At 58.7% G+C, this 25,860-nt stretch carries 27 protein-coding genes, 1 tRNA gene and 1 pseudogene; 18 read left to right on the top strand and 11 right to left on the bottom strand.

The genetic code is table 11. The annotated features are described in order from the left end of the window. Positions 1–64 precede the first annotated feature (64 nt). Positions 65–838: a HalD/BesD family halogenase gene (locus ABFX35_RS01920; protein ID WP_346078848.1), complete on the top strand. Its 774-nt coding sequence runs from the start codon at positions 65–67 to the stop codon at positions 836–838. On the opposite strand, the gene ABFX35_RS01915 is transcribed toward ABFX35_RS01920, so the two are convergent. Both ABFX35_RS01915 and ABFX35_RS01910 read right to left on the bottom strand, forming a co-directional pair. Next, a complete protein-coding gene (locus ABFX35_RS01915) occupies positions 833–1,912 on the bottom strand; it encodes a DUF2817 domain-containing protein (RefSeq protein WP_346080820.1) in 1,080 nt (359 codons plus the stop codon). The two genes, ABFX35_RS01920 and ABFX35_RS01915, sit on opposite strands and share 6 nt — an antisense overlap. A gap of 16 nt (positions 1,913–1,928) precedes the next feature. After that, positions 1,929–2,708: an ABC transporter substrate-binding protein gene (locus tag ABFX35_RS01910; protein ID WP_346078846.1), complete on the bottom strand. Its 780-nt coding sequence runs from the start codon at positions 2,706–2,708 to the stop codon at positions 1,929–1,931. A 241-nt stretch (positions 2,709–2,949) separates the two neighbouring features. Here ABFX35_RS01910 and ABFX35_RS01905 point away from each other — a divergent pair, with 241 nt between their 5' ends. Next, on the top strand, positions 2,950–3,111 hold the full coding sequence (locus ABFX35_RS01905; protein WP_346078844.1) for a hypothetical protein: 162 nt from the start codon (positions 2,950–2,952) through the stop codon (positions 3,109–3,111). 63 nt (positions 3,112–3,174) lie between these two features. On the opposite strand, the gene ABFX35_RS01900 is transcribed toward ABFX35_RS01905, so the two are convergent. Next, entirely contained in the window at positions 3,175–3,750 is a 576-nt protein-coding gene (locus ABFX35_RS01900; protein WP_428832156.1) for a YceI family protein, read from the bottom strand. A 204-nt stretch (positions 3,751–3,954) separates the two neighbouring features. After that, entirely contained in the window at positions 3,955–4,869 is a 915-nt protein-coding gene (locus ABFX35_RS01895) for a LysR family transcriptional regulator (RefSeq protein WP_346078840.1), read from the bottom strand. A 122-nt stretch (positions 4,870–4,991) separates the two neighbouring features. Here ABFX35_RS01895 and ABFX35_RS01890 point away from each other — a divergent pair, with 122 nt between their 5' ends. After that, positions 4,992–5,765, top strand: coding sequence for an SDR family oxidoreductase (locus tag ABFX35_RS01890; RefSeq protein WP_279029422.1), 774 nt, complete (start codon positions 4,992–4,994; stop codon positions 5,763–5,765). A 57-nt stretch (positions 5,766–5,822) separates the two neighbouring features. Here the strand turns inward: ABFX35_RS01890 and ABFX35_RS24140 are convergent, their stop codons facing one another. After that, a complete protein-coding gene (locus tag ABFX35_RS24140) occupies positions 5,823–5,969 on the bottom strand; it encodes a L,D-transpeptidase family protein (RefSeq protein ID WP_428832155.1) in 147 nt (48 codons plus the stop codon). On the opposite strand from ABFX35_RS24140, the pseudogene ABFX35_RS01885 reads away from it, so the two are divergent. Further along, positions 5,952–6,181: pseudogene (locus ABFX35_RS01885) on the top strand (tyrosine-type recombinase/integrase); the annotation flags it as partial. The gene ABFX35_RS24140 and the pseudogene ABFX35_RS01885 sit on opposite strands and share 18 nt — an antisense overlap. 24 nt (positions 6,182–6,205) lie before the next feature. Here ABFX35_RS01885 and ABFX35_RS01880 read toward each other — a convergent pair. Continuing rightward, positions 6,206–6,282 (bottom strand) — tRNA-Arg (locus ABFX35_RS01880). A 347-nt stretch (positions 6,283–6,629) separates the two neighbouring features. On the opposite strand from ABFX35_RS01880, the gene folD reads away from it, so the two are divergent. Both folD and ybcJ read left to right on the top strand, forming a co-directional pair. After that, on the top strand, positions 6,630–7,496 hold the full coding sequence (gene folD, locus ABFX35_RS01875) for a bifunctional methylenetetrahydrofolate dehydrogenase/methenyltetrahydrofolate cyclohydrolase FolD (RefSeq protein ID WP_346078838.1): 867 nt from the start codon (positions 6,630–6,632) through the stop codon (positions 7,494–7,496). 1 nt (position 7,497) lies between these two features. Then, positions 7,498–7,710, top strand: a complete 213-nt coding sequence (ybcJ, locus tag ABFX35_RS01870) for a ribosome-associated protein YbcJ (RefSeq protein ID WP_095845545.1) — start codon at positions 7,498–7,500, stop codon at positions 7,708–7,710. Between the two features lie 103 nt (positions 7,711–7,813). Here ybcJ and cysS read toward each other — a convergent pair whose 3' ends face one another. Continuing rightward, a complete protein-coding gene (gene cysS, locus ABFX35_RS01865) occupies positions 7,814–9,199 on the bottom strand; it encodes a cysteine--tRNA ligase (RefSeq protein ID WP_346078836.1) in 1,386 nt (461 codons plus the stop codon). A gap of 340 nt (positions 9,200–9,539) precedes the next feature. Between cysS and ppiB the strand changes: the two genes are divergently transcribed. The 4 genes from ppiB (at position 9,540) to purK (ending at position 12,562) form a co-directional block, all read left to right on the top strand. Then, positions 9,540–10,034 carry a peptidylprolyl isomerase B gene (gene ppiB, locus ABFX35_RS01860; protein ID WP_095845547.1) on the top strand — a complete coding sequence of 165 codons (495 nt, stop codon included), beginning with the start codon at positions 9,540–9,542 and terminating at the stop codon, positions 10,032–10,034. A gap of 10 nt (positions 10,035–10,044) precedes the next feature. Beyond that, the gene (locus ABFX35_RS01855; protein ID WP_279027898.1) at positions 10,045–10,767 is read left to right on the top strand and encodes a UDP-2,3-diacylglucosamine diphosphatase; all 723 of its coding nucleotides are present in this window, start codon (positions 10,045–10,047) and stop codon (positions 10,765–10,767) included. A 206-nt stretch (positions 10,768–10,973) separates the two neighbouring features. Further along, positions 10,974–11,498 (top strand): 5-(carboxyamino)imidazole ribonucleotide mutase, encoded by a 525-nt coding sequence (gene purE, locus ABFX35_RS01850; protein WP_095845549.1) that lies wholly within the window; start codon positions 10,974–10,976, stop codon positions 11,496–11,498. Then, the gene (gene purK / locus ABFX35_RS01845) at positions 11,495–12,562 is read left to right on the top strand and encodes a 5-(carboxyamino)imidazole ribonucleotide synthase (RefSeq protein WP_279027894.1); all 1,068 of its coding nucleotides are present in this window, start codon (positions 11,495–11,497) and stop codon (positions 12,560–12,562) included. Before purE ends, purK begins: the two co-directional genes overlap by 4 nt. Before the next feature lie 105 nt (positions 12,563–12,667). Here the strand turns inward: purK and ybbP are convergent, their stop codons facing one another. Together ybbP and ybbA are read right to left on the bottom strand one after the other, a co-directional pair. Beyond that, positions 12,668–15,100: a putative ABC transporter permease subunit YbbP gene (gene ybbP, locus ABFX35_RS01840; RefSeq protein WP_346078833.1), complete on the bottom strand. Its 2,433-nt coding sequence runs from the start codon at positions 15,098–15,100 to the stop codon at positions 12,668–12,670. Then, entirely contained in the window at positions 15,097–15,783 is a 687-nt protein-coding gene (gene ybbA / locus ABFX35_RS01835) for a putative ABC transporter ATP-binding protein YbbA (protein ID WP_095848937.1), read from the bottom strand. Before ybbA ends, ybbP begins: the two co-directional genes overlap by 4 nt. Here ybbA and tesA point away from each other — a divergent pair. From tesA to ABFX35_RS01820, 3 genes are all read left to right on the top strand, one after another. Beyond that, complete coding sequence (gene tesA / locus ABFX35_RS01830; protein WP_183096631.1) at positions 15,754–16,392, top strand: multifunctional acyl-CoA thioesterase I/protease I/lysophospholipase L1; 639 nt, start codon at positions 15,754–15,756, stop codon at positions 16,390–16,392. The genes ybbA and tesA overlap by 30 nt on opposite strands. Before the next feature lie 25 nt (positions 16,393–16,417). Next, complete coding sequence (locus ABFX35_RS01825; protein ID WP_095845552.1) at positions 16,418–17,194, top strand: SDR family oxidoreductase; 777 nt, start codon at positions 16,418–16,420, stop codon at positions 17,192–17,194. A 112-nt stretch (positions 17,195–17,306) separates the two neighbouring features. Continuing rightward, the gene (locus ABFX35_RS01820) at positions 17,307–18,161 is read left to right on the top strand and encodes a co-chaperone YbbN (protein WP_279027885.1); all 855 of its coding nucleotides are present in this window, start codon (positions 17,307–17,309) and stop codon (positions 18,159–18,161) included. An 80-nt stretch (positions 18,162–18,241) separates the two neighbouring features. Here ABFX35_RS01820 and cfa read toward each other — a convergent pair whose 3' ends face one another. Then, positions 18,242–19,393, bottom strand: a complete 1,152-nt coding sequence (gene cfa / locus ABFX35_RS01815; protein ID WP_346078831.1) for a cyclopropane fatty acyl phospholipid synthase — start codon at positions 19,391–19,393, stop codon at positions 18,242–18,244. Between the two features lie 242 nt (positions 19,394–19,635). Here cfa and ABFX35_RS01810 point away from each other — a divergent pair, with 242 nt between their 5' ends. Together ABFX35_RS01810 and ABFX35_RS01805 are read left to right on the top strand one after the other, a co-directional pair. After that, positions 19,636–20,541: an SPFH domain-containing protein gene (locus ABFX35_RS01810; protein WP_095845555.1), complete on the top strand. Its 906-nt coding sequence runs from the start codon at positions 19,636–19,638 to the stop codon at positions 20,539–20,541. Next, a complete protein-coding gene (locus ABFX35_RS01805) occupies positions 20,538–21,002 on the top strand; it encodes an NfeD family protein (RefSeq protein WP_428832154.1) in 465 nt (154 codons plus the stop codon). Before ABFX35_RS01810 ends, ABFX35_RS01805 begins: the two co-directional genes overlap by 4 nt. Positions 21,003–21,054: 52 nt before the next feature. Here the strand turns inward: ABFX35_RS01805 and cueR are convergent, their stop codons facing one another. Then, complete coding sequence (gene cueR / locus ABFX35_RS01800) at positions 21,055–21,450, bottom strand: Cu(I)-responsive transcriptional regulator (protein ID WP_346078828.1); 396 nt, start codon at positions 21,448–21,450, stop codon at positions 21,055–21,057. A gap of 106 nt (positions 21,451–21,556) precedes the next feature. Here cueR and copA point away from each other — a divergent pair, with 106 nt between their 5' ends. The 3 genes from copA (at position 21,557) to ybaK (ending at position 25,848) form a co-directional block, all read left to right on the top strand. Then, complete coding sequence (copA, locus tag ABFX35_RS01795) at positions 21,557–24,268, top strand: copper-exporting P-type ATPase CopA (RefSeq protein ID WP_346078827.1); 2,712 nt, start codon at positions 21,557–21,559, stop codon at positions 24,266–24,268. Between the two features lie 96 nt (positions 24,269–24,364). After that, the gene (locus tag ABFX35_RS01790) at positions 24,365–25,168 is read left to right on the top strand and encodes a TraB/GumN family protein (RefSeq protein WP_279023106.1); all 804 of its coding nucleotides are present in this window, start codon (positions 24,365–24,367) and stop codon (positions 25,166–25,168) included. A gap of 200 nt (positions 25,169–25,368) precedes the next feature. Next, on the top strand, positions 25,369–25,848 hold the full coding sequence (gene ybaK, locus ABFX35_RS01785) for a Cys-tRNA(Pro)/Cys-tRNA(Cys) deacylase YbaK (RefSeq protein WP_279023104.1): 480 nt from the start codon (positions 25,369–25,371) through the stop codon (positions 25,846–25,848). The last annotated feature ends 12 nt before the right edge of the window (positions 25,849–25,860 follow it).

Here is a 25,860-nt window from a genome sequence, read left to right as displayed (position 1 = left end):
CTACGGCTGATAGCGGCAGGCTGCTTATAGTGAACGCCACCTGCACAAAACGAGAACCAAAACCATGTTGAACACTATCGTCCAAATCGATGCCCATCCCTTAGCGGATCCCGCCTGGCGCCAGACCTGCCGGGAAACGCTGCAGCGCGACGGCGCGCTGGTACTGCGCGGCTTCCTGACCGGCGCAGCGCTCGAGCAGGTGCGCCAGGAAGGCGAGGCCCGCCACCATTTGGCCTGGTACGCCGTCAACCGCCATAACGTTTACCTGCTGAAGCCCGATCCGGCCTTGCCGGCCGAGCATCCGCGCAACCGTGAGGTTGTCTCCACCAAAGGCTGCATTACCGACGATCAGGTTGCGCAGGATTCCCCGCTGCGCCAACTTTATAACGACGCCCAGTTCCGCGATTTCCTGTGCGATGTGCTGGAAGAAGAAGCGCTGTGGCCTTATGCCGATCCGCTGTCGTCCATCAACCTGCACTATGCCCATGCCGATCAGCAACTGGGTTGGCATTTCGACAATTCATCGTTCGCCATCACGTTGCTGATCCAAAAACCGTTGGGCGGCGGCGTGTTCGAATATGTCCGCGATCTGCGTGACGCCGACGCCGGCGAAATGAACTACGCCGGGGTGGCGGAGGTGCTGGATGAACAACGCCCGGTCGCTAAACTGGCGATTGAGCCAGGCGATCTGGTGCTCTTTCGCGGGCGCAACGCGCTGCACCGGGTCACCCCGACCGAAGGTGAAAAACCCCGGATGCTGGCTGTGCTGGCCTGGAACGCACAACCGGGGATCGCCCTGTCTGAAACGGCTCGCATGACGTTTTACGGGCGGCTATAAAGGCTCGCTTTCCGCTAACGCCCGCCACGCCCGGCGGAAAATCTGCCGGGTACGCAGCGCCACCAGCTCACGCCAGTCCTCATCTGCTGGCCAGAAACCGGCCACCAGCGCCTGCTTCACCGCCCGCCCGGCTGGGCTAAGCGGATCGCCTGCCAAGTGCAGCCAGTGATCGGCCCGCACCCGCTGGTGCATCTGTTCCCCACTCAGGGTGCCGCACTCAATCACCAGTTGGATCAGTTCCACGCCAGGCAGGCTATCCAGCATAAACTGGGACAGATAGCCGGTCGCGCTGGCCGTAACGCCGGTGTCGCTCTCGCGCTCGGCACCGGTAAACAACACGGTGAGCCATTCGCCGAACCACTGCCGGGCAAGCGCCTGCTCCGGGCGCGGCGTTTCGGAAATAGCCAGCAGCATCGGGTGGCCCCAGGCGCCGGCACCGGTATGCAGGTCAAAACTGATGATCCGCCGGGCGTGGCTAAGGTGGCGTTCGATAATCTGTTTCAGGGTTTGGCGCGACCAACTCTCGCCCACGCCGCCGAAGAACAGGCCGTCGGCATGGCGATACTGCCCGGCTTCCACCACCCGCTTCACCGCCGGCCAGCCTTGGGCGCCCAACACCGCCGCCAACGCACGATCCGCCGGCTCCCGCTCGCCATGATAAAACGCATGATATTTTTCATAATCTGCGTTCACCGGCAGCGGTTGCCCAAAATCGACGAAATTACGGTTAAGATCAATGTTGTCTTCGTTCACGCGCCGCAGCCAGGCGGTGCCCCAGGGGTTGATCAGATGGATCAGCACCGCGGCGGTATCCGGCGGCAAGGCGTGCGGATCGTATTCATCCAGCCAGGCGATCTGGCTCTCTGAACCGTAGTAGCCCTCTACCCCGTGCGTGCCGGAAATAATCACCAGCAGCTGGCTGGCCTGCGCCGGGCCGATCAGCGCAACATCGGTATATAGGGTTTCGCCTTGCGGGCCGGGCAGCGGGTGCCGCCAGTGGCTCAACGCCCCGCCGGCCCGCTGCACTGCCGCAAGAAAACGCGCCCGCTGGGCGCAATAATCAGGTAATGCCACGGCATCCGTCACGGCCTTATTCCTTGTTTGGGTAGACGTTGAAATGGAAGTACTTTTTGGTCAGGCGATCATATTCACCATTTTTATGTAGCTCGGCCAGCGCCTGGTTAATCAGGGCCAGATTGGCCTTATCATCTTTACGTAAACCGATCCCAACGCCTTCGCCAAAGAATTTTTTATCCACCAGCGTTGCTACGATGGCGTACCCTTTGCCCTGATCCCGGCTCAGAAATCCCTCATCGGCCGATACGGCATTGGTCAGCGTGCCGTCTAACCGGCCGGTAACCAGATCCGGCCACAGCTCTTCCTGGTTCGGGTAGGCAACCACATGTACACCCGCCGGCGCCCATTTTTCGTTGGCCCAGGATTCGTGAATGGTGCCCTGGGCTACGCCAATGTTTTTGCCCTTGAGGGTGGCGATATCAGCCGTTAACCCGCTGCCTTTCGGGGCGACCAGCGCACTCGGCGTGTTGTAAACCATGTCGGAGAAGGCAACCTGTTGGCGGCGCTTATCCGTCATCGACATGGCGGACAAGATAGCATCGAACTTTTTGGCCTGCAGCGCGGGAATAATGCCGTCAAAGCCGATTTGCACCCATTGGCATTGCACCTTGGCCTGATGGCAAATCGCATTGCCCAAATCAATGTCGAAGCCCTGCAACGCGCCATCCGGCGCTTTGGACTCAAAGGGCGGGAAGGTCGGATCGACGCCAAAACGCAGCGTCTGTTGGGCCGCCGCCGCGCCGCAAAAGCCCACTAACCCAGCCAGGCAGGCGGATAACAGTCGTTTTTTCATTGCTTACTCCCTGAAAAATCATGCAGTAAAAGGCAGGTGAGGTTATTGGCCTGCCGCAGGTGAAACCTGTGTTTATGCCGGTGAAGCGTAATACCGGCTTGCTGGCAAAACTTGATACTGGTGGATCACGCCTGCCAAGGCAACCCGCGACATCAGCATCATTCCCTGTGAAATAGACGATTAAGGCACAGCTCTGACACGCAGGCCGTTTATAAACATACATGTATATACAGGAGCGCTAATGCAAGCATTTATCGTGCCAAAGCGGAATGGAGATAAAACGGAAGACGGCGGTCACGCAGTTGCGGCACGTGCACCAAAACAGGCCAGCGCTGCTGCCTTATGGCACCCGGGCGCGGCGGTTTTGGCGAACCTGAAAGCGATTTTCAGCCGGGGAAACTAAGGCAAAAATGTTGGGGGAATACATCAATATCTGGCTGGCACAGGCCAGCCAGAAAACAACCGGTTATTTACTATAGGCTTCGGTTGAGATAGTCAGCGTGACTTCATCGGCAACGGCAGGAACGTATTTATCAATTTTAAAGTCAGAGCGTTTGATCGTACCTACGGCATCAAACCCAATCGCAGGTTTTTTCAGCATCGGCTGAATATCCTGTTTGTTGAGGGTGGCATGCAGCGTGACCGGTTTAGTGGTGCCTTTAATGGTCAGGTTACCTTCAACGTCGAACTGATTATCACCCTTAGCGATAACTTTGGTGCTACGGAACGTCGCCGAAGGATATTTCGCCACGTCAAAATATTCCACACCCTTGAACTCTTTGGTCAGCAGCGGTACGTGGCTGTCTATTTCAGAAACCGGAAGAGTAACATTGATGGTTGATTTTTCAGGGCTTTCTTTATCGAACACCAGTTCGCCTTTGGCATTCGGGATCACCGCTGTCGGATGAGAAAAACCGAAGTGGTTCCAGGTTACAATAACGGAAGTATGTTCCGGGTTGAGCTCGTATTTTACAGCTTCTGCCTGTGACAGCGGGACATAAAGACTTGTTGCCGCAAACAACGCGATGGCGATCTTTTTCATATTATTCACTGCACTACCCTCATGAATGAGCAAGCATTAGGAAAGATATTTTCACCAGCTATTAACAACGTTGATAGTGAATAGTTTTGTTTATTACGTTCAGTTTTTTTCAAACATGATGACGCATGGGCTATTCAGCCTGCGCCATCGTATGTTTCAGTATAATAAATCTCTTGCCATCTGCCCCAAAACACGGAGGCAAACTTAAGCCGTTTTGCTGAGTCGCATTTTTTCCACTAATAGCGGCTCAAGCCAGGCAATAAATAGCTGGAGCGGGCGTGCAAGATGCCTTCGGCTGGGATACAACACGCTGACAGGAAGCGGGCGAGGCAAAAAAGCCGGCATGACCTCATGCAGGGCACCGGCCGCCAGGCGTTCACTCACGTCATATTCCGGGATCTGAATCATCCCCATGCCCGCGACGCAAGCCTCGATATACGCTTCAGCGTTATTAACGGTCAGAAAACTGTTAACGTCCGTACTGCATGTTTCTCCATCGCGCAGCCATTCCCAACGTTCCTGGCGCCCGGTCGTCGGCGAGACGTAACCCACAGTAAAATGCTTATCAAGCTGCTCCGGGGATTCGGGCGCGCCGAAAGAGGAAATGTAGCCCGCGGAAGCTACATTAATAAACTTCAGATAACCGACCCTGCGCGCCACCATCCCCGAGTCATTCAGTACGCCAACGCGAATGGCGCAGTCAATACCTTCCTCCGGGAGATTCACGCTGCGGTCGGTCACACCGAGATCAATCTGAATAGAAGGATGACGGGCAAAAAAATCAGGTAGCGCGGGCACGATAATGCGTCTTCCGACCCGCCCAGGCACATCCACCCTGATTTTCCCCTGCACATGCCCATCGGCCTGCCGGAAAAGATTCTCGGTTTCTTCCACATCCTGAACCACAACCTGGCAGCGCGCATAAAACGCGCTTCCGTCGGAAGTCAGGGAAACGCTGCGCGTGGTGCGGTGTAAAAGGCGGGTCCCTAGCCGGGACTCAAGTTCTTTGATGGCGGCAGAAACGGTCGAGGCGGGCCGGTTCATCGTCTCCGCCGCCCGAATAAAGCTGCCGTTTTCCGCAACACGGATAAATATCCGGAACAGTTCGATGGTGTCCATAGGCTCTCATTATTCGTTAATGCTGAATAGTGCATGCAGATAATGGTTCTTTATACAGCATTCCGTTGTATTAAGCTGTTTTTACGAACACACCCGTCAATAACCGACACAGGAGTTGGAACATGACCGACCATGCCATCAAAGGTAAAACCGTTCTAATCGCCGGTGGGGCTAAGAATCTCGGGGGCCTGATTGCCCGTGATTTCGCGCAGCAAGGGGCCCGTGCCATTGCCATTCACTATAACAGCGACGCAACGCGCAAAGATGCCGAAGCCACTGTCACGGCGATCAAGGCCGCCGGCGCGCAAGCGGTGGCGCTCCAGGCTGATTTGACCTCTGCCGCCGCCATGGAAAAGCTCTTTGCTGACGCCGCCGCTGCGCTGGGGGCACCGGACATCGCCATCAACACCGTAGGGAAAGTGCTCAAGAAGCCGATGGCCGAGATCACCGAGGCGGAGTTTGATGACATGAGTGCCGTTAATGCTAAATCTGCGTTTTTCTTCCTGAAAGAAGCGGGTAAACACGTCCGGGATAACGGTAAAATCTGCACGCTGGTTACTTCGCTGCTCGGTGCCTATACCCCATACTATGCTGCCTATGCGGGCATGAAAGCACCGGTTGAACACTTCACCCGTGCGGCTTCGAAAGAGCTGGGCGAACGCGGTATTTCCGTCACCGCTATCGGCCCCGGGCCAATGGACACGCCGTTCTTTTATCCGGCCGAAGGCGCGGATGCCGTGGCTTACCACAAAACCGCGGCGGCCTTGTCCCCTTTCAGTAAAACCGGCCTGACGGATATTGAAGACATCGTTCCCTGGGTCCGCTTTCTGGTCAGCGACGGCTGGTGGATGACCGGGCAGACGATTCTGGTCAACGGGGGCTACACGACTAAATAATGCCGGGCACTGGCAGCGCCTCTCATACGGAGGGGCTGCCAATGTTATTGCCGTTCATCATGGCGCAATAGTGATGGCAATCCCCGTCGGCACTCTGGCCCAGATCTGCTGCATGTCTGCGTTGCTGACAGCGATGCAACCATCGGTCCAGTCAAAATGGCTGAATATCGAGCTAAACCATCCCCAGATAACTTTCGGTTCCACGATCTGAGGCACACTTTGGCAAGCTGGCTGCTTCAGGCGGGAGGCCACTATCAGCTTTGCAAGAAATTGAGTGGCTGGGAATCTATCGAGATGATGCGTCGATACGCTCACCTGGCGCCGATCCATTTAATCGAACATGCCAAGCAGAATGATGCGATTTTCGGGGGGTAGTCCCAAATCTGTCCCACACAGGAAAAGAGAAAACAGGTTGAGTTATGTAACTCATTGATATTTAATGGTACGCCCTACAGGGCTCGAACCTGTGACCTACGGCTTAGAAGGCCGTTGCTCTATCCAACTGAGCTAAGGGCGCATTGGGATGCGGCAACCGGGGGTTGCGGGTTGGGATTATACGGTCAGCGGGTACTGAGTCAATGCCTTTTCATAGGGTTGCGCCGGCAATGGTGCCTTATGGCGATTTTTCGCCCATGCGGCATCGCTATCCCACCGTTAATCATTGCTATTTCACCCAGCGGCCTTAGCATTCCCCCCAACCGCCGGCACCAATCCCCCTACTTTATGGCAGCTAAAAAGCCGCAAATCAGCCAAGTCCGACGCCGTTCCACGCAATAACCCTGATTCAACGCCTGACAGCGCGGCCAGCTTCTGACAAAATAGCGCCATCCCCCCGCTTTTCTTAATTGATGGATTTCCTCACTGATGGCAGCAAAAATTATTGATGGTAAAACGATTGCGCAGCAGGTTAGAAATGAAGTGGCTGAGCATGTTAAACAACGTCTGGCCGCTGGCAAACGTGCTCCCGGCCTGGCGGTGATACTGGTCGGTGAAAACCCGGCCTCACAGATTTACGTCGCCAGCAAGCGCCGCGCCTGTGAAGAGGTCGGCTTTATTTCCCGCTCTTACGATCTGCCGGCTTCCACCACCGAGGCGGAACTGCTGGCCCTGATCGACACGCTAAATGCAGACAAAGAAATCGACGGTATTTTGGTGCAGTTGCCGCTGCCGGCCGGCATCGATAACGTCAAGGTGCTTGAGCGCATCCTGCCGGATAAAGACGTTGATGGCTTCCACCCGTACAACGTCGGCCGCCTGTGCCAGCGGGCACCGAAGCTGCGCCCCTGCACGCCGCGTGGCATCGTCACCCTGCTGGAGCGCTACAACATCGATACCTTCGGGCTGAATGCCGTAGTGGTCGGCGCGTCCAACATCGTTGGCCGCCCAATGAGCATGGAACTGCTGCTGGCGGGTTGCACCACCACCGTCACCCACCGCTTTACCAAAAACCTGCGCCACCATATCGAACATGCCGATCTGCTTATCGTCGCCGTCGGCAAGCCGAACTTTATCCCTGGCGAATGGATCAAAGAAGGCGCGATCGTGATCGATGTGGGCATCAACCGGCTGGAAAGCGGTAAAGTAGTGGGTGACGTGCTGTTTGAAGAAGCCGCCGCCAAAGCCTCGTACATCACCCCCGTACCGGGCGGCGTTGGGCCAATGACGGTCGCCACGTTGATCCAAAACACGCTACAGGCGTGTGAAGAGTACCATGACACGGAGAACCACTAAGATGGCAACCTTTTCCCTGGGTAAATACCCGCACGTCGAACTGTGCGATCTGCTGAAACTGGAAGGCTTGAGTGAAAGCGGCGCGCAGGCGAAAAACGCCATTGCCGATGGCCTGGTTACGGTAGACGGTGCGGTGGAAACCCGTAAGCGTTGCAAAATCCTCGCCGGGCAAACGGTCAGCTACGCCGGGCAACAGATCACCGTGACTGCGTAACCCTGCCCTATTGATGGCCGGCTGCGCTGTTATCGCCGCCGGCTATCGTTGAAAACCGCGGTGGAAAGCGGGCAACCCGCCACGCAGGTTGCCATTATCGCGGTTACTTACGGCGCCAGATCGTTCCCTGTGCGCCGTCTTCCAGCACAATACCCATTTCGTTTAGGCGATCGCGCGCCGCATCGGCTGCCGCCCAGTCTTTGGATTGGCGGGCGTCGTTGCGTTGTTTGATCAGCGCTTCAATCTCCGCCACCTCACCGTCATCCGCCTGTGCGCCGCTTTGCAGGAACTGCTCCGGCTCCTGCTGCAACAGGCCAAGCACCTTCGCCAGCTTGCGCAGCTCCGCCGCCAGGCTGTTGGCCGCCGCCATATCTTCCCCTTTCAGGCGGTTGACGTCGCGGGCCAGATCAAACAGCGCCGAATAGGCTTCCGGCGTGTTGAAATCATCGTCCATCGCTTCCCGGAAGCGTGCCTCAAAGGCTTCACCGCCGGCCGGCAGGGCTGCAGCGTCGGTGCCGCGCAGCGCAGTGTACAAGCGCTCCAGCGAAGCACGCGCCTGTTTCAGGTTCTCTTCGCTGTAGTTCAACTGGCTGCGATAATGGCCGGACATCAGGAAATAACGCACGGTTTCAGGATCGTAATGCCCCAGCACGTCACGGATGGTAAAGAAGTTGTTTAAGGATTTAGACATCTTCTCTCTGTCAATCATCACCATGCCGGAGTGCATCCAATAATTGACGTACGGGCCATCGTGCGCACAGCTTGATTGGGCGATCTCGTTCTCATGGTGTGGGAACATCAGATCTGAGCCGCCGCCGTGGATATCGAAATGGGTGCCAAGCTGTTTGCAGTTCATCGCTGAGCACTCAATGTGCCACCCTGGGCGGCCCGGCCCCCATGGCGATTGCCAGCTCGGCTCGCCCGGCTTGGACATCTTCCACAGCACGAAGTCCATCGGGTTGCGTTTCACGTCATCAATTTCCACGCGCGCGCCGGCCTGCAGTTGATCCAGATCCTGGCGCGACAGCAGGCCGTAATCCGGATCGCTGTCGATCGCGAACATCACGTCGCCGTTGCTCGCCACATAGGCATGATCGCGCTCAATCAGGCGCTGGGTAAGCGCGATAATTTCGCCGATATGCTGGGTGGCGCGCGGCTCCTGGTCTGGCCGTTCGATCAGTAGCGCATCGAAATCCGCATGCATCTCGGCCAGCATGCGCGCCGTCAGTTGCTCGCAGGTTTCACCGTTTTCCGCCGCGCGGCGAATGATTTTGTCGTCAACGTCGGTAACGTTGCGCACATAATCCAGATCGTAGCCCAGGTAGCGCAGATAGCGCGCCACCACGTCAAAGGCGACAAAGGTGCGCCCGTGGCCAATGTGGCACAAATCGTAAATGGTCACCCCGCACACGTACATGCCCACTTTCCCGGCATGAATAGGTTTGAATTCCTCTTTTTGACGACTCAGGGTATTAAAAATCTTTAGCATCAGGATATTCCGTGGTGTACGTGATAACAGTATTAATTACAGGGCATCAAGTTAATGCTGCGTATTGAACCCCGAAGGGTGATGTAATGCAAGGTTCAGGCACGGGTTTGCTGCCCAGGCCGGTAAAAAAGCTCATAACCATGAATAGTATCACCAGGCAGGGCAAAAAATCCCGTATTGCAACATACCGCCCCAACCCGCCAATACTGACTCGCTAAGTGAGATATGTTATAAGAGCGGTCTGATCGTGCACGCTGTAATGACAGGCGCGCTGGCTTTCCGGCAACGCGTATGTTGAGCGTATATGTGGCATCTCACTTCACCTTGTTAGGATTAAAATATGGTTACTTTCCACACCAACCACGGCGATATCGTTATCAAGACCTTTGCTGACAAAGCGCCGGTTACCGTTGAAAACTTCCTGAACTACTGCCGTGCAGGCTTCTACGACAACACCATTTTCCACCGTGTTATCAATGGATTCATGATCCAGGGCGGCGGCTTTGAGCCAGGCATGAACCAGAAAAGCACCCAGGCGCCAATCAAAAACGAAGCCAACAACGGCCTGAAAAACACCCGTGGCACCCTGGCAATGGCCCGTACCAACGATCCGCACTCTGCCACCGCCCAGTTCTTCATCAACGTTGTCGACAATGACTTCCTGAACTTCCGTGGCGAAAACGCCCAGGGCTGGGGCTACTGCGTATTTGCCGAAGTGGTTGAAGGCCTGGACATCGTCGACAAAATCAAAGGCGTGAAAACCGGCCGCAGCGGTATGCACCAGGACGTTCCGGTTGAAGATGTGGTAATCAACAGCGTTACCGTCAGCGAATAATCACAACTGCATGAGCACCCTGTTCATTGCAGATTTGCATTTATGCGCACAGGAACCGGCAATTACTGCCGGTTTTCTGCGTTTTTTGCAACGTGATGCGATCCATGCCGACGCACTGTACATCCTTGGCGATCTGTTCGAAGCCTGGATTGGCGATGACGATCCCCAACCGCTGCACCGTGAGGTCGCCGCCGCGTTGAAAGCGCTGCAGTTGGCCGGCGTGCCCTGCTACTTTATCCACGGCAACCGCGATTTTCTGCTGGGCAAACGCTTCGCCCGCGAAAGCGGCATGGCGCTGCTGCCGGCAGAAAAAGTCCTCGATCTGTACGGCAGAAAGATCCTGATCCTGCACGGCGATACGCTGTGTACGGACGATCACGCCTACCAGCGGTTCCGCCGCCGGGTGCACAACCCGGTGATCCAAACGCTATTCCTTGCCATGCCGCTGCGCTGGCGTCTAAAGATCGCCGCCAACATGCGCGCCCGTAGCCAACAGAGCAATCAGTACAAATCTGAAGCGATCATGGATGTTAACCCACATGCGGTTGAGCAGGCCCTGCTGCGCCACCAGGTGCATTGGATGATCCACGGCCATACCCATCGGCCGGCGGTGCATACGCTCGCGTTGAGCAGCGGCGAAGCGCACCGGGTGGTGCTCGGCGCCTGGCACAGCGAAGGTTCGATGGTCAAGGTCAGCGCGAACGGCGTTGAATTGATCCGCTTCCCATTTTAGCCCCGCCGCATTCGCCAACGCCGCCATAAGGCGTTGTTTACGCGGCGGCCGTTAAAACGCGCTAAAAAATTCCCGGGTTTGCCGGCGAAAAGCGGCGACGCAACCGTTTTCCTCGCCGTGCTCACATGTTATGCTCTACGCCCTCAAACGGCCTGCCACCCGCGCAACCGGCCAAAGCTTGTATCATTTACAGGAGCCTTACACCCATGGGAGCCAACGCCGCTTCAGCCACCCAAGCCGGAGCTAAAATCGCAATTGTTATGGGATCCAAAAGTGACTGGGCCACCATGCAATTCACCGCCGACGTCCTCACCGCACTGAACGTTCCATTCCACGTCGAGATCGTCTCTGCCCACCGCACCCCGGACAAACTGTTCAGCTTTGCCGAACAGGCCAGCGGCAACGGTTTTGATGTGATCATCGCCGGCGCGGGCGGCGCGGCGCATTTGCCCGGCATGCTGGCGGCTAAAACGCTGGTCCCGGTGTTGGGGGTTCCCGTGCAAAGCGCGGCACTGAGCGGCGTCGACAGCCTGTATTCCATCGTGCAGATGCCGCGCGGCATCCCGGTGGGCACATTGGCCATCGGCAAAGCCGGTGCGGCCAACGCCGGCCTGCTGGCGGCGCAGATCCTGGCGTTGCACGACAGCGCGTTAGCACAGCGCCTGGCAGCCTGGCGCCAGGCGCAAACCGATGAAGTGCTGAATAATCCGGATCCACGGGAGGAAGCATGAAACCGGTTTGCGTACTGGGCAACGGCCAACTGGGGCGTATGCTGCGCCAGGCCGGCGAGCCTTTAGGCATTGCGGTCTATCCGGTTGGCCTTGATGCCGAACCGGAAGCGGTGCCGTATCAAAACAGTGTGATTACCGCGGAAATCGAGCGCTGGCCGGAAACCGCGCTCACGCGCGAACTGGCGCGCCATAACGCATTCGTCAACCGCGACATTTTCCCGCGCCTGGCCGATCGCCTGACGCAAAAACAGCTGCTGGATCGGCTCAACCTGGCGACCGCGCCCTGGCAACTGCTGGCCGATGCCAGCGAATGGCCGCAGGTGTTTTCCCAACTGGGCGAGTTGGCCATCGTTAAACGGCGCGTCGGCGGCTATGACGGCCGCGGCCAATGGCGCCTGCGCCCCGGCCAGGAGAATGAGTTGCCGGCCGATGCCTACGGCGAATGCATCGTTGAACAGGGGATCAATTTCTCTGGCGAAGTGTCGCTGGTGGGCGCCCGTGGCCATGATGGCCAGGCGGTATTTTACCCGCTGACCCACAACCTGCATCAGGACGGCATTCTGCGCACCAGCGTTGCGCTGCCGCAGCCGCTCCCGGCGTTGCAACAGCAGGCCGAACAGATGCTCGGCGCGATCCTTAACGAGCTCGACTACGTTGGGGTGATGGCGATGGAATGCTTTATCGTCGGCGATCGTTTGTTGATCAACGAACTGGCGCCGCGCGTACACAACAGCGGCCACTGGACACAAAACGGGGCGTCGATCAGCCAGTTTGAACTGCACCTGCGGGCTATTCTGGGTTTGCCGTTGCCGAAGCCGGTGGTTAACACGCCGTCGGTGATGGTCAACCTGATCGGCACCGCGGTGAATACGCAATGGCTGTCGCTGCCGCTGGTGCGGCTGCACTGGTATGAAAAAGAAGTGCGCCCCGGGCGCAAGGTCGGCCATCTGAACTTAAACGATCCGCACGCCGCCGCATTGCAGCAGGCGTTACAGGCGCTGGCGCCGCTGTTGCCGGCCGAGTACCAAAGCGGGTTGGAGTGGGCGCAGCAAAAACTGGGCTAACCCCAGGCGTTTTCACTGCCGCGGTTTCGGCTTGCCTCTTTCCCACTGGGAGAGAGGCAAGCCAGCGCCAGAAAGCGGGAACGTACGTTTCAGGCTATCGCGCAATCACCCTTCGTAATTGCGAAACAGCGCCTTGCCGCTTAGCAAACGCACGCCTAACCAACCGCCGCACAGTGAAAGCAACAGCGCACTGAACAGCGGCAACGCCCACCACAGCAGCACGGTCGGCTCCCAGGGGAAGTCAAACACCCGGCTTTGCAGCAGCCACAGCGCCGCTTCCGCACCCAGCGCGGCGGCAATACCGGCCCCCAGCCCCAACAGCGCAAATTCGCACCAGAGCGTGCCGCGCAGCAGGCGCTTACCAGCGCCCAGCGTCCGGTAAACCACCAATTCCTGCCGCCGCTGGCGCATCCCCACCTGCACCTGAGCCAACAGTAATAAGCCCCCGCAGATAACCACCAACACCACCATCACCTCCAGCGCACGGCTCACCTGCTGCAACACGCCGCCGATTTGTTGCAGGATCGACCCCACATCCATCAGGCTGAGCGACGGGAACTGGCGATTAAGCTGGGTCAACATGCTGCCGTCGCCATCGTAACGGAAACTGGTCAGCCAGGTTTGCGGCTGGCCGTCCAGCCCGCCCGGCGGGAAAATAAAGTAGAAATTCGGCTTCAGGCTTTCCCAGTCCACCTGCCGCAGGCTGGTGACTTTGGCGCTGAATGTCTGGGTATCGCCGCTAAAGGTCAGCGTATCCCCCAGTTTGACATTCAGGCGTTTGGCCACGCCCTGCTCCATCGACACTTCCCCGGCTTTCGGCGGCCAGGTGCCGGCCACCAGCGGGTTGTGGTCCGGCAACGCCGCCAGCCAGGTCAGGTTCAATTCGCGGTTCACCGCTTCGCCGCCCGGATCGTCTTCATGCACCCGTTCCGTCGCCGCCTGTTGGTTAATTTCAGCCAGCCGCACGCGAACAATCGGGTAAAAGGTTTCCTCATGCACCTTATGCTGCGCCAGGAATGCCTTCACCTGGGGCACCTGCGCATCATTCATGTTCAGCAGGAAGTAGTTCGGCGTGCCCGGCGGCAACTGTTGCTGCCAGCGATCGAGCATATCGCCGCGCATCACCAGCAGCAGCGCCAACAGCATAAACGACAGCGAAAACGCCCCAAGCTGGCTGATCGTCACCCACGGCTGGTGCAGCAGGCGGTTGACCGCCAGCCGCAGCGCCAGGTTCTTTAACGTAATGCGCCGCAGCACCATCAGGCTGCACCAGCCGATAGCGCCCAACAGTAACGCAAGAACCACAATCCCGGCCAATATTGACCACAGCAGCGTGCTGGCGCCCATCAGCGCCGCCAACAGCAGCACCACAATCAGCAAGGCCGCCGGCAGGAAATAACGCAGCGGCCACACGTTGGCCACCACATCACGCCGCAATACCCGCAGCGGCTGCGTCGCCAGCAATTGGCGGTATGGCCGCAGCCCCACCAGCAGTGAAATCATCACCAGCGCGCCGATCGCCCATAGCCAAGGCCAGGCGCTGGCGGCGGGCAATTCCCCCGGCAGCACCGGCGCCAATAGGCGGATCAGCAATGCCTCAAACGCCAAGCCGATGACGCTGCCGCAAACCCCGGCCAGCACCAACACCGCCAGCCATTGGCCGGCGATCAGGCGCCGCAGTGCCTTGCGCCCGGCGCCGAGGGTTTTTAACACCGCGATCAGATCGTAACGGCTACGGCAATAATGGCTCATCGCCACCGCCACGGCGGCGATCGACAACAGCAGCGTCAACAGCGCGGACATCAACAGAAAATGCTGCGAGCGCTGCAGTGATTTGCCCAGCGCACTGCCGGAATCCTCCAGCCCGTACCAACGCTGCCCCGGCGTAAGCTGTGGCACCAGGCGATCTTCATAGCGTTGGATATCCTCCACCGCGCCGGCGAACATATAGCGATAGGTCAAACGGCTGCCGGGCTGCACCGCGCCGGTTTTATCCACGTCCGCCAGGTTGATGATGATGCGCGGCGCCGTCTGGAACGGGTTAAAGCCAGAGTCTGGCTCCTGAATAATTTCACCGGCGATGCGCAGCGTGGTATCGCCCACATCCAGATTATCGCCCACTTTCACATTCAGCAGCGCCAACAAACGTGGCGCCACCAGCACCGTGCCCGGCTCCAGCTTCACATTGGCCGGGCGCGTTTCCAGCGTGCCGTATAACGGATAGGCCAAATCGGTCGCCTTTACCTGCGCCAGTTGCGGACGATCGCCGGCATAGGTCATGGTGGTGAACGACAGCTGGCGGCTCACCTGCAGCCCCTGCTGCTGCGCATCCAGGATCCAGCCTTCCGGCACCGGGCGCGCCGTGCGCAGAACCCGATCGCCGGCGATAAAATCGCGGCTTTGCTGGCTTAACCCTTTGTTCATACGATCGCTGATGCTGCCCAGCGCCAGCACACAGGCCACCGACAGCGTCAGCGCCAGCCAGACAATCAGCAGCGAAGGCGAACGCCACTCACGCCAGAACCAGCGCCAAATCATGCTTCCTCCCACAGCTTGCCTTCACGCAAGCGCAGCCGCCGCTGGCAGCGTGCCGCCAGCGTTTCGTCGTGGGTGACCAGGATGAGCGTAGTATCAAAATCACGGTTGAGGGAAAACAGCAAATCGGCGATGCGCACGCCGGTCTGGCGATCCAAGTTGCCAGTGGGTTCATCGGCAAACAGCACCCGCGGCCGGCCGCTGAAGGCCCTGGCGAGCGCAACCCGCTGCTGCTCGCCGCCGGATAGCTGCGCCGGCAGGTGGCCCAGGCGCTTGCCCAGGCCCAGTTGCTCCAGCAGTTGCACCGCCTGCTCGCGGCTTTGGCGTTCACTCTCGCCGCGCAACAATGCGGGCAACTGCACGTTCTCCAGCGCGCTGAGCGTCGGCACCAGCATGAACGACTGAAAGACAAACCCCACGTCCCTGGCGCGCAGCGCCGCACGTTTTTCTTCATCCAACGCGGGCAGATTTTCCCCCAGCAGACGCACTTCGCCGGCGCTGCCGTCGTCCAGCCCGGCCAGAATGCCCAGCAGCGTCGATTTGCCGGAGCCGGACTCGCCAATCAGGGCGATGGTCTGCGCGGGTTTGACAACCAGCTCGACACCGGTAAGTATGGTGAGCCGATGTTCCCCCTCACCAACGTGTTTACTAAGATGATGAACTTCAAGAACGTTTTCCGCTGGCATCTTCCCTTCCTTTTGCTGTTGGGATTATTCAGTTTACGCGCTGCCGCCGCAGATACCCTATTGATTTTGGGCGACAGTTTAAGCGCCGGCTACCGCCTGCCGGTGGCGCAGGCCTGGCCGACGCAGTTGGCCGCCCGCTGGCAGAAACAGCCAGGTAGCCCACAGGTGGTTAACGCCAGCATCAGTGGCGACACCAGCGCCCAAGGGCTGGCGCGCCTGCCGGCGCTGCTAAAGCAGCACCAGCCACGCTGGGTGCTGGTTGAGCTGGGCGCCAACGATGGCCTGCGCGGCTTTCCGGCGCCCGATATTCAACAGCAGCTCAGCCAGATCATCACGCTGATCCAGCAGGCCGGCGCCCAGCCGCTGCTGATGCAGATTCGCATCCCGCCCAACTACGGCAAGCGCTATACTGACGCTTTCAGCGCCATTTACCCGCGGCTCGCCGGGCAGTTCAACATTCCGCTGCTACCGTTCTTTATGGAACAGGTGGTGATTAAACCGGAATGGATGCAGGATGATGGATTGCATCCCAATCAGGATGCCCAGCCGTTTATCGCTGCCTGGATGGCAGAGCGCCTGGAACCCTTAGTAAAACATGAGTCTCATTAAATAAGGCCGTACGGTAGGTAAAGTTATGCAAAAAGCGGTATTAATAACCGGCTGTTCCAGCGGGATCGGCTTGATAGCGGCGCAGGATCTGCGTAACCGCGGCTATCGCGTGCTGGCGGCCTGCCGTAAGCCACAGGACGTGGAAAATATGCGCCAGCTTGGGCTGGAGGGCATTGAGTTGGATCTGGACGACAGCGCCAGCGTTGAGCGCGCAGCCAGCCAGGTGATCGAACTGACCGGCGGCCGGTTATATGGCCTGTTCAATAACGGCGGCTTTGGTGTTTACGGCCCGCTAAGCAGTATTTCCCGTGCCCAGTTGGAAAAACAGTTCGCCACCAACCTGTTCGGCACCCACCAACTGACCCAACTGCTGCTGCCAGCCATGCTGCCGCACGGCGAAGGGCGCATTATCCAGACCAGTTCGGTAATGGGGCTGGTGGCCAGCGCCGGGCGCGGCGCCTACGCCGCCAGCAAATTCGCGCTGGAGGCCTGGTCGGACGCGCTGCGCATGGAGCTGCACGGCAGCGGCATCACAGTAAGCCTGATCGAGCCCGGCCCGATCGCCACCCATTTCAGCCAGAACGTGAATCAGGCGCTGCGCGATAAACCGGTGCATAACCCCGGCATCGCCAAACGCCTGACGCTGCCGCCGGAAGCCATTCTGCCCAAACTGCGCCATGCGCTGGAAAGCCCACGGCCCAAATTGCGCTACCCGGTGACGCTGATCGCCCATGCGCTCAGCATACTGCGCCGTATTCTTCCTGGCCGGGCGCTCGACTGGCTGCTGCGCAGCAACGGCTAAGCGCCCCATCGGCAACGGCGTTTCGCCCCTATATTCGCGCCGGGGGTTGAAGATGCCGGCCCTTGCCCCCACGTAGCCTTTATTGGCTCCGAAAGTTTCAGAGAGAAAATACATGCTAACTCAAGCCGTTGTTGATATTAACGAAACCAACCTGCACCAGACGCTGGATCAATCCATGTCGGTTCCGGTGCTGTTTTACTTCTGGTCCGAACGCAGTCAACACTGCCAGCAGCTTACTCCGGTGCTGGACAAACTGGCGGCCGAATATGCCGGGCAGTTTATTTTGGCAAAAGTGGATTGCGACGCCGAGCAGATGATCGCCTCGCAGTTTGGCTTGCGCTCGATTCCAACGGTTTATCTGTTTAAAGACGGCCAGCCGGTAGACGGCTTCCAGGGCCCGCAGCCGGAAGAGGCTATTCGCGATTTGCTGCAGCGTTTTTTGCCGAAGGAAGAAGATCTCAAACTGGAGCAGGCTACGGCGCTGCTTGCCGAAGGGCAGGCGCAGGAAGCGCTGCCGCTGCTGAAAGATGCGTGGCAGCTCAGCAATCAGCGCAGTGATATCGGCCTGGCGCTGGCGGAAGCACAGATCGCCTTGAACCGCACGGAAGACGCCGAAGCGGTGCTGGCGACCATTCCACTGCAGGATCAGGATACTCGCTATCAGGGCCTGGTGGCGCAGATTGAACTGCTGAAACAGGCAGCGGACACCCCGGAGATCCAACAGTTGCAGCAGCAAGTGCAGCAACAGCCTGACAACGTGGAACTGGCCATCCAGCTTGCGCTGCAGTTGCATCAGGTTGGGCGCAACGAAGAAGCATTAACGCTGTTGATGGAGCATCTGAGAAAAGACCTGGCCGCAGCCAACGGCAATGCGCGCAAAACGCTGATGGATATTATGGCCGCACTCGGCACCGGCGATGCGCTGGCCGCCAAGTTCCGCCGCCAGCTCTACTCCCTGCTGTATTGATTTGCCCCCATATGTACCCCCTCTCCCACTGGGAGAGGGCCGGGGTGAGGGTGAACCCTTCCCCACTCCTAGCCTTACGCTTAGCGGTAAACCCGCACGCCGCCCGGCACGCCGCTCGGGCTGAACAATACCTGCCACAGTTGAATATTACGTGACCGGAACGCACCAGCGCAGGCGTTCAGATAATAGCTGAACATGCGTTCAAAACGCGCCGAATAGCGGCCTTCCAGCGCGGGCCAGGCCTGGCGGAAATTTTCATACCATGCCATCAGCGTCCGATCATAGTCCGCCCCAATGTTATGCCAGTCTTCCATGATAAACCGCCCTTCACTCGCCTGAGCAATATGCTGTACCGAAGGCAGGCAACCGTTGGGGAAAATGTATTTATCGATCCAGGAATCAACGTTCAAATCGGTCTGGTTGGAGCCGATGGTGTGCAGCAGGAACAAACCGTTCGGTTTCAGGTTCCGCGCCGCTACGGTGAAATAGGTGTCGTAGTTTTTAGGCCCCACGTGTTCAAACATGCCCACCGAGACAATGCGGTCAAACTGCCGATCCAGGTCACGGTAATCCTGTAGCAAGATCTGAACATCCAGCCCTTCACAGCGCTGCTGCGCCAGTTTCTGCTGCTCGGCGGAGATCGTCACGCCATACACGGAAACGCCGTAATTCTGCGCCGCATACTGGGCCAGGCCGCCCCAACCGCAGCCAATATCCAGCAGCGACATGCCCGGTTTCAATTGCAGCTTTTCACAGATCATTTTCAGCTTGTTCTGCTGCGCCTGCTCCAGCGTCGTGGCATCCTTCCAGTAACCACATGAATACTGCATGTAGGGATCCAACATGCGGGCGAACAGATCGTTACCGATATCGTAATGCTCTTTCCCCACCTGCCAGGCGCGCCGGCGGGACTGGCGGTTAAACAACCGGGCATAAAGGATGCGGGCGATATCTGCCATGTTTTTCGGCAGCCGTTCATCAATTCCGGCACGCAGGATCTGGGTGAACAGCATGTCCAGCAGCTCGCAATCCCACCAGCCATCCATATAACTTTCGCCAAAACCGAGCGAGCCTTCCTGCAGCACCCGTTTGAATAATTCAGGATTGTGCACCTGAATATCGCATGCATTATTACCATTAATGGCAATGCCGGCTTCGCTGAGCATATTCTCAACGATCTGATACCAGCGATCTTTCTTGTGCGTGAGTTGTTCGACACTGACCGAGTTCATAACAATCCTTGCTCTGCCCGCCATTCCAAACCGCATTGTCGCAAATTGAAATGACAATTTTTTTAAAGAGAAAACGACGCTACCTTTTACTGTAGCCAAGCGCGGCAAGGGCATGAAATGAATTAAAATTATTGAATTCATGCCCATTTGGCATGATTCCAGCGTAATAACGGTGAATAATTGGCTATTCCCCCTATCGCTGGCGTACTATCAGGTACAAATGCCTGACAGGAGGTTATGCCATGATTACCGTTATCCCGATTATTATCGTTGTCGCTCTGATCGTCGTCTTTGCCGGCGTAAAAATTGTGCCGCAAGGTTTTCAATGGACCGTGGAACGCTTCGGCCGCTATACCAAAACCCTGATGCCCGGCCTGAATCTGGTGGTGCCGTTTATGGATCGCGTCGGGCGTAAAATCAATATGATGGAGCAGGTGCTGGATATTCCTTCGCAGGAAGTCATATCGCGCGACAATGCCAATGTGGCGATCGACGCGGTGTGTTTTATTCAGGTTATCGATCCGGCGCGCGCCGCTTATGAAGTCAGCAATCTGGAACAGGCCATTGTTAACCTGACGATGACGAATTTCCGCACAGTTTTAGGCTCCATGGAGTTGGACGAAATGCTCTCGCAACGCGACAGCATCAACACCCGTCTGCTGCATATCGTCGATGAGGCCACCAACCCGTGGGGGGTAAAAATCACCCGCATCGAGATCCGCGATGTGCGCCCACCGGCAGAACTGATTGCCTCAATGAACGCCCAGATGAAGGCCGAACGAACCAAACGCGCGGATATTCTCGAAGCCGAAGGGGTGCGCCAGGCGGCCATCCTGCGCGCCGAAGGGGAAAAACAGTCGCAAATCCTGAAGGCTGAAGGTGAACGCCAGTCTGCTTTTCTGCAGGCTGAGGCCCGCGAACGCGCCGCCGAAGCTGAAGCCCGCGCCACCCAATTGGTTTCCGACGCGATCGCCGGCGGCAACATTCAGGCGATCAACTATTTCGTGGCGCAGAAATATACCGAAGCGCTGCAAAATATCGGCTCCGCCAACAACAGCAAAGTGATCATGATGCCGCTGGATGCCAGCAATCTGTTGGGTTCCATTGGCGGCATTGCGGAGTTGTTGAAAGAGAGCAAAGGGAAATGAACATCATCGCCAGCATCGCCATGAATCCACACGGGTTCTGGCTCTCGCTCGGCGGCCTGTTGTTGGCGGCCGAGATGCTCGGCGCCGGTGGCTACCTGCTATGGAGCGGCGTGGCGGCGATGGTGACCGGCGCCATTGCCTGGCTGTGGCCGCAGCTCGGCTGGGATTGGCAAGGCGTTATCTTTGCGGTGCTGACCGTGGTGGTCGCCTGGTTGTGGTGGGCCTGGCTGCGGCGCCAGACGGCGAAAAACCAGGCTGTTTCGCCCCTAAACCAGCGCGGCCGCAGCCTGATCGGCTTTCGCGCCACGCTGACAGAGCCCGTGTCCAACGGCCTGGGGCGCGTGAACATTGGTGACGGCAGCTGGCGCGCGCAGGCCGGTGAGGACTACCCGGTGGGCACCGAGGTTGAAGTGGTAGCGGTGGAAGGCACCACGCTTATCATCAGCAAAGTGCCGCGTTAAACCGCACCCGCTTTGGGGAGCGCACGGCCATTGCGCCTGCCAGATAGGCTTTCTAATGGCAGCAACCAGCCAGGTTATTCATAATGGGGCACTCAGCCCCTTCATCGCCGGGGCATTGCTCCGCCAGCGCCAATAAACGTTGACGCATACCATCCAGCTCCTGCATGTGCTTTTCAATTTCCGCGACTTTTTGCAGCGTACGCGCCTTCACATCGGCGCTGTGGCGTTTGGGATCGTTAAACAGCGCCACCAGCTCACGGCATTCATCCAGTGTGAAGCCCACCTGGCGCGCCTGGCGCAGTAACGTCAGTTCTTCAATCTGTTTCGAACCATAGCAGCGGTAGCCATTACCGGCGCGCAGCGGCGCGGTCAGCAACCCTTTTTCTTCGTAAAAACGGATGGTCTTGCTGGTCAAGCCGGTTTTTTTGGCAACCTCACTGATATTCATCTTCCCCCCTTGACCTTCCCCTTGCAGGAAGGTTTAACCTCATTCTTAATGAAAATTGTCATGACGGTCAAGCCTTGAACAAGGCCCGTCAGCGAGGAGCCAAACCATGTCACAAACCACAGTGCTGGCGCTGCAGGGGTTATCCTGCATGAACTGTGCCCAGCGGGTAAAACAAGCTCTGGAAAACCGCGCCGATGTCGAACAGGCGCAGGTAGATGTTCACTATGCAAAAGTTACCGGCAGCGCGCCCAGCCAGGCGTTGATCGACAGCGTCATCGCCGCCGGCTATCAGGCCACGCTGGCGCAACAGGCGGATACCGAGCTCCAGCTAGCCGGCCTCAGTTGCATGCACTGCGTTGGCGCCACCCGCAAAGCGCTGGAAGCCGTGCCGGGCGTGTTTGCCGCCGACGTGACCCTCGATAAAGCCAAAGTGTATGGCGATGCCGGGGCGCAAACACTGATTGAAGCCGTCGAGCAAGCGGGCTACCAGGCCAGCCTGGCCGGGGCCAAACACCCAAAAACTGAGCCGCTGGCTGATGCAGTGCCATCCATGCCGGAAACGCAGACAGCGGCTCAGGTTCCCCTTCCGGCAGAACAAGATGAAGAAAACAGCCTGCAGCTGTTATTAAACGGCATGAGCTGCGCCAGCTGCGTAAACAAAGTGCAGAAAGCGTTGCAAAGCGTGCCGGGTGTGGAACAGGCACGGGTCAATCTGGCGGAACGCAGTGCGCTGGTCAGCGGCCGCCCCGATCCCCAGCGGCTGATCGCCGCCGTGGAAAAAGCCGGCTATGGCGCTGAAATTCTGGCTGATGAAACCGCCCGGCGCGAGCGCCAACAGCAAACGGCCCAGGCGGCGATGAAACGTTTTCGCTGGCAAGCGGCGCTCGGCCTGGCGCTCGGGATCCCCCTGATGGCCTGGGGGTTGTTCGGCGGCAGCATGGCGCTCACGCCAAACAGCCAGCGCCCCTGGCTGCTGGTAGGCATCATCACATTGCTGGTGATGATCTTCGCCGGCGGTCATTTCTATCGCAACGCCTGGCGGGCATTACGCAACGGCGGCGCCACGATGGATACGCTGGTGGCGCTCGGCACTGGGGCGGCCTGGCTGTACTCGTTTGGCGTCACGCTCTGGCCTGCGAGCTTCCCGATGGAAGCGCGCCACCTGTACTATGAAGCCAGCGCAATGATCATCGGGTTAATCAACCTGGGCCATGCGCTAGAGCAAGGGGCGCGGCAACGTGCTTCCCAAGCGCTTGAGCGGCTGCTGGATTTAACGCCGCCGGTGGCGCGCTGGATCAGCGACGAAGGCGAAAAGCCGCTGCCATTGGCCGACGTGCAACTCGGCATGACGCTGCGGCTGGTCACCGGCGATCGCGTACCGGTGGACGGCGAGATCGTGCAGGGCGAAGCCTGGCTGGATGAAGCGATGCTCACCGGCGAGGCGGTGCCGCAGCAAAAAGGCGTTGGCGAGAAGGTTCACGCCGGCACCCTGGTGGAAGACGGCAGCGTGCTGTTTCGCGCGGCGGCGATCGGCAGCCATACCACGCTGGCGCGCATCATTAAACTGGTGCGGCAGGCGCAAAGCAGTAAACCGGCGATCGGCCAGCTCGCCGATCGCATCTCGGCGGTGTTCGTGCCGGCGGTGGTGGCCGTGGCGCTATTCAGCGCGGCGATCTGGTTCTTCTTTGGCCCGCAGCCAAACCTGGCGTATACGCTGGTGATCGCCACCACGGTGCTGATTATCGCCTGCCCATGCGCGCTGGGGCTGGCAACGCCCATGTCGGTCATCGCCGGCGTCGGCCGGGCGGCGGAATTCGGCGTGCTGGTGCGAGATGCCGATGCGCTGCAGCAGGCCAGCCGGCTCGATACGCTGGTGTTCGATAAAACCGGCACCCTGACGGAAGGGCAGCCGCGCGTTGTTGAAGTACTGACCTTCAATCAGGTGAGCCAGGAACAGGCTACCCGCTGGGCGGCGGCGTTGGAACAGGGGGCCAATCACCCGCTGGCCCGGGCTATCGTCGCCCACGCCGGCAACCAGATGCTGCCGGTGGCACAACGGTTGCGCACGCTGCGCGGCAGCGGCATCAGCGGCGAGGTTGACGGCGCAAAGCTGCTGTTGGGCAATGCCCGCCTGCTGCAGGATAACCAGATCAACACCGCGGAACTGGAGGAGCCGATGCAGCAGCAAGCTGAACGCGGCATCACGCCAGTGGTGCTGGCGGTGGATGGCAAACCGGCGGCGCTGTTCGCCATCCGCGATCCGCTGCGCGATGACAGCGTCGCCGCGCTGCAACGGTTGCATCAGATGGGCTACCAATTGGTGATGTTGACCGGTGATAACCCAATTACCGCCAGTACCATTGCCAAAGAAGCCGGTATCGATCGCGTGATTGCCGGCGTACTGCCGGAGGGCAAGGCCGAAGCCATTAAGCAGTTGCAGGCCAAGGGCCTGCGCGTGGCGATGATCGGCGACGGCATCAACGACGCCCCGGCACTGGCGCAGGCCGACGTTGGCATCGCCATGGGCAGCGGCAGCGATATCGCCATTGAAACCGCGGCGATCACCCTGATGCGCCACAGCCTCAACGGCGTGGCCGACGCCCTGATATTGGCCAAAGCCACGCTGCGCAACATGAAGCAGAACCTGCTGGGGGCGTTTATCTATAACATTCTGGGCATCCCAATTGCCGCCGGCGTGTTGTACCCACTGACCGGCACGCTGCTTAGCCCGGTGGTCGCCGGCGCGGCCATGGCGCTCTCGTCCATTACCGTGGTCAGCAACGCCAACCGGCTACTGCGTTTTAAACCCAAAGCATAATCTCGCCGGGCGCCGGGATAATTCATTCACCCTAAAGGCTTTCTTGTCCAGTGGATAGCGTTTAGCATGGTGTAAACGTTAACCAGGAGCCGCTGTATGGGTCAACTGTTACGCCGCATTGCCGCTTTCCTTGGCATTATTTCCCCGATGGCCTACCCCTACCCGGCGCTGGATATCACGCTGCCGGGCGATCGCCAACTGCATCTGGTGGGCAGCATCCATATGGGTACGGTGGATATGGCGCCGCTGCCGGCCAGGCTGCTCGCGCACCTGAAACAGGCCGATGCGCTGATCGTCGAAGCCGACATCACCGAAGCCGCATCGCCGTTCGATCACGCCGACACGGCACCGGAACTGGCACAACGCCTGTCTGGCGCAGAGTTCCAGCAGTTGCAGGCACTGTGCCAGGAGCTGGGAACCAGCGTAGAGACGTTTTCCACCCTTCCCGCCTGGCAAGTGGCGCTGATGATGCAGGCGCGCCAGGCGCAAAGGCTGGGGTTGCGCGGGGAATACGGCATTGATTACCAACTGTTACGGGCGGCCAGAGAACAGCAGAAAACGGTGTTCGAACTGGAAGGCGCCGATCAACAGCTCAACATGCTGGAGCAATTGCCGGAAGGCGGTATCGCACTGCTGCGCGATACCCTGGAGCACTGGCATACCAACGCACGCCTGCTGCAAACCATGATCGGCTGGTGGCTGGATGCCAGGCCGGGCAGTATGCAGGAGCGCCTGCCCGCCACCTTCAGCGCCGGCCTGTTTGACGTGCTGATGCACCAGCGCAACCGCGCCTGGCAACAGCAATTGCAGGCGCTGCCGCCGGGTAAATACGTGGTCGCCGTAGGCGCGCTGCACCTGTACGGCGAAGACAATCTGCCGGCGATGCTGCAAGCGCAGTAAAAAAGGGCCAATATGGCTATTGGCCAGTCAACGAGCCATTTTTGATATGCTAGTCATTCGTATTGAAACCGCCAGGCGGTTACAATTGATGGGGTAACAAACGGGCGGGCGCATTCGCCGGTTGTCTCAGGGCCGTATTAGGTAATTTTGTTGCTCCGTGTTGCAACTTGTCCTTCGGGATATATTTGGGAAAACACACTATGACACCCGCAGTTGTCCTGCTTGAAAAACAAAAAGTCGCATTTACTCTCCATACCTATCACCACGACAGCGACGAAACCAACTTTGGTGATGAAGTGGTCAAAAAGCTGGGGCTGAACGCCAACCAGGTTTATAAAACGCTGCTGGTCGCGCTCAATGGCGATGCCAAAAAGCTGGCGGTCGCCGTCACGCCGGTCGCCAGCCAGTTGGATTTAAAGAAAGTCGCCAAGGCGTTAGGCGCTAAAAAGGCGGAGATGGCCGATCCCACGCTGGCGCAGCGCGTCACCGGCTATCTGGTGGGCGGCATCAGCCCGCTTGGGCAAAAGAAACGGCTGCCCACGGTGATCGACAGCCCGGCGCAGCAATTCGCCACTATCTTTGTCTCCGGCGGTAAACGAGGCCTGGACATTGAGCTGGCCGCCGGCGATTTGTGCCGCCTGTTGGCCGCTTCATTTGCCGACATCGCCAAACGGGACTAAACCCGGCGCAGG

It is taken from the genome of Gibbsiella dentisursi, assembly GCF_039539505.1.
GTDB lineage: Bacteria > Pseudomonadota > Gammaproteobacteria > Enterobacterales > Enterobacteriaceae > Gibbsiella > Gibbsiella quercinecans.
This window is presented reverse-complemented; position numbering and strand designations above follow the sequence as displayed.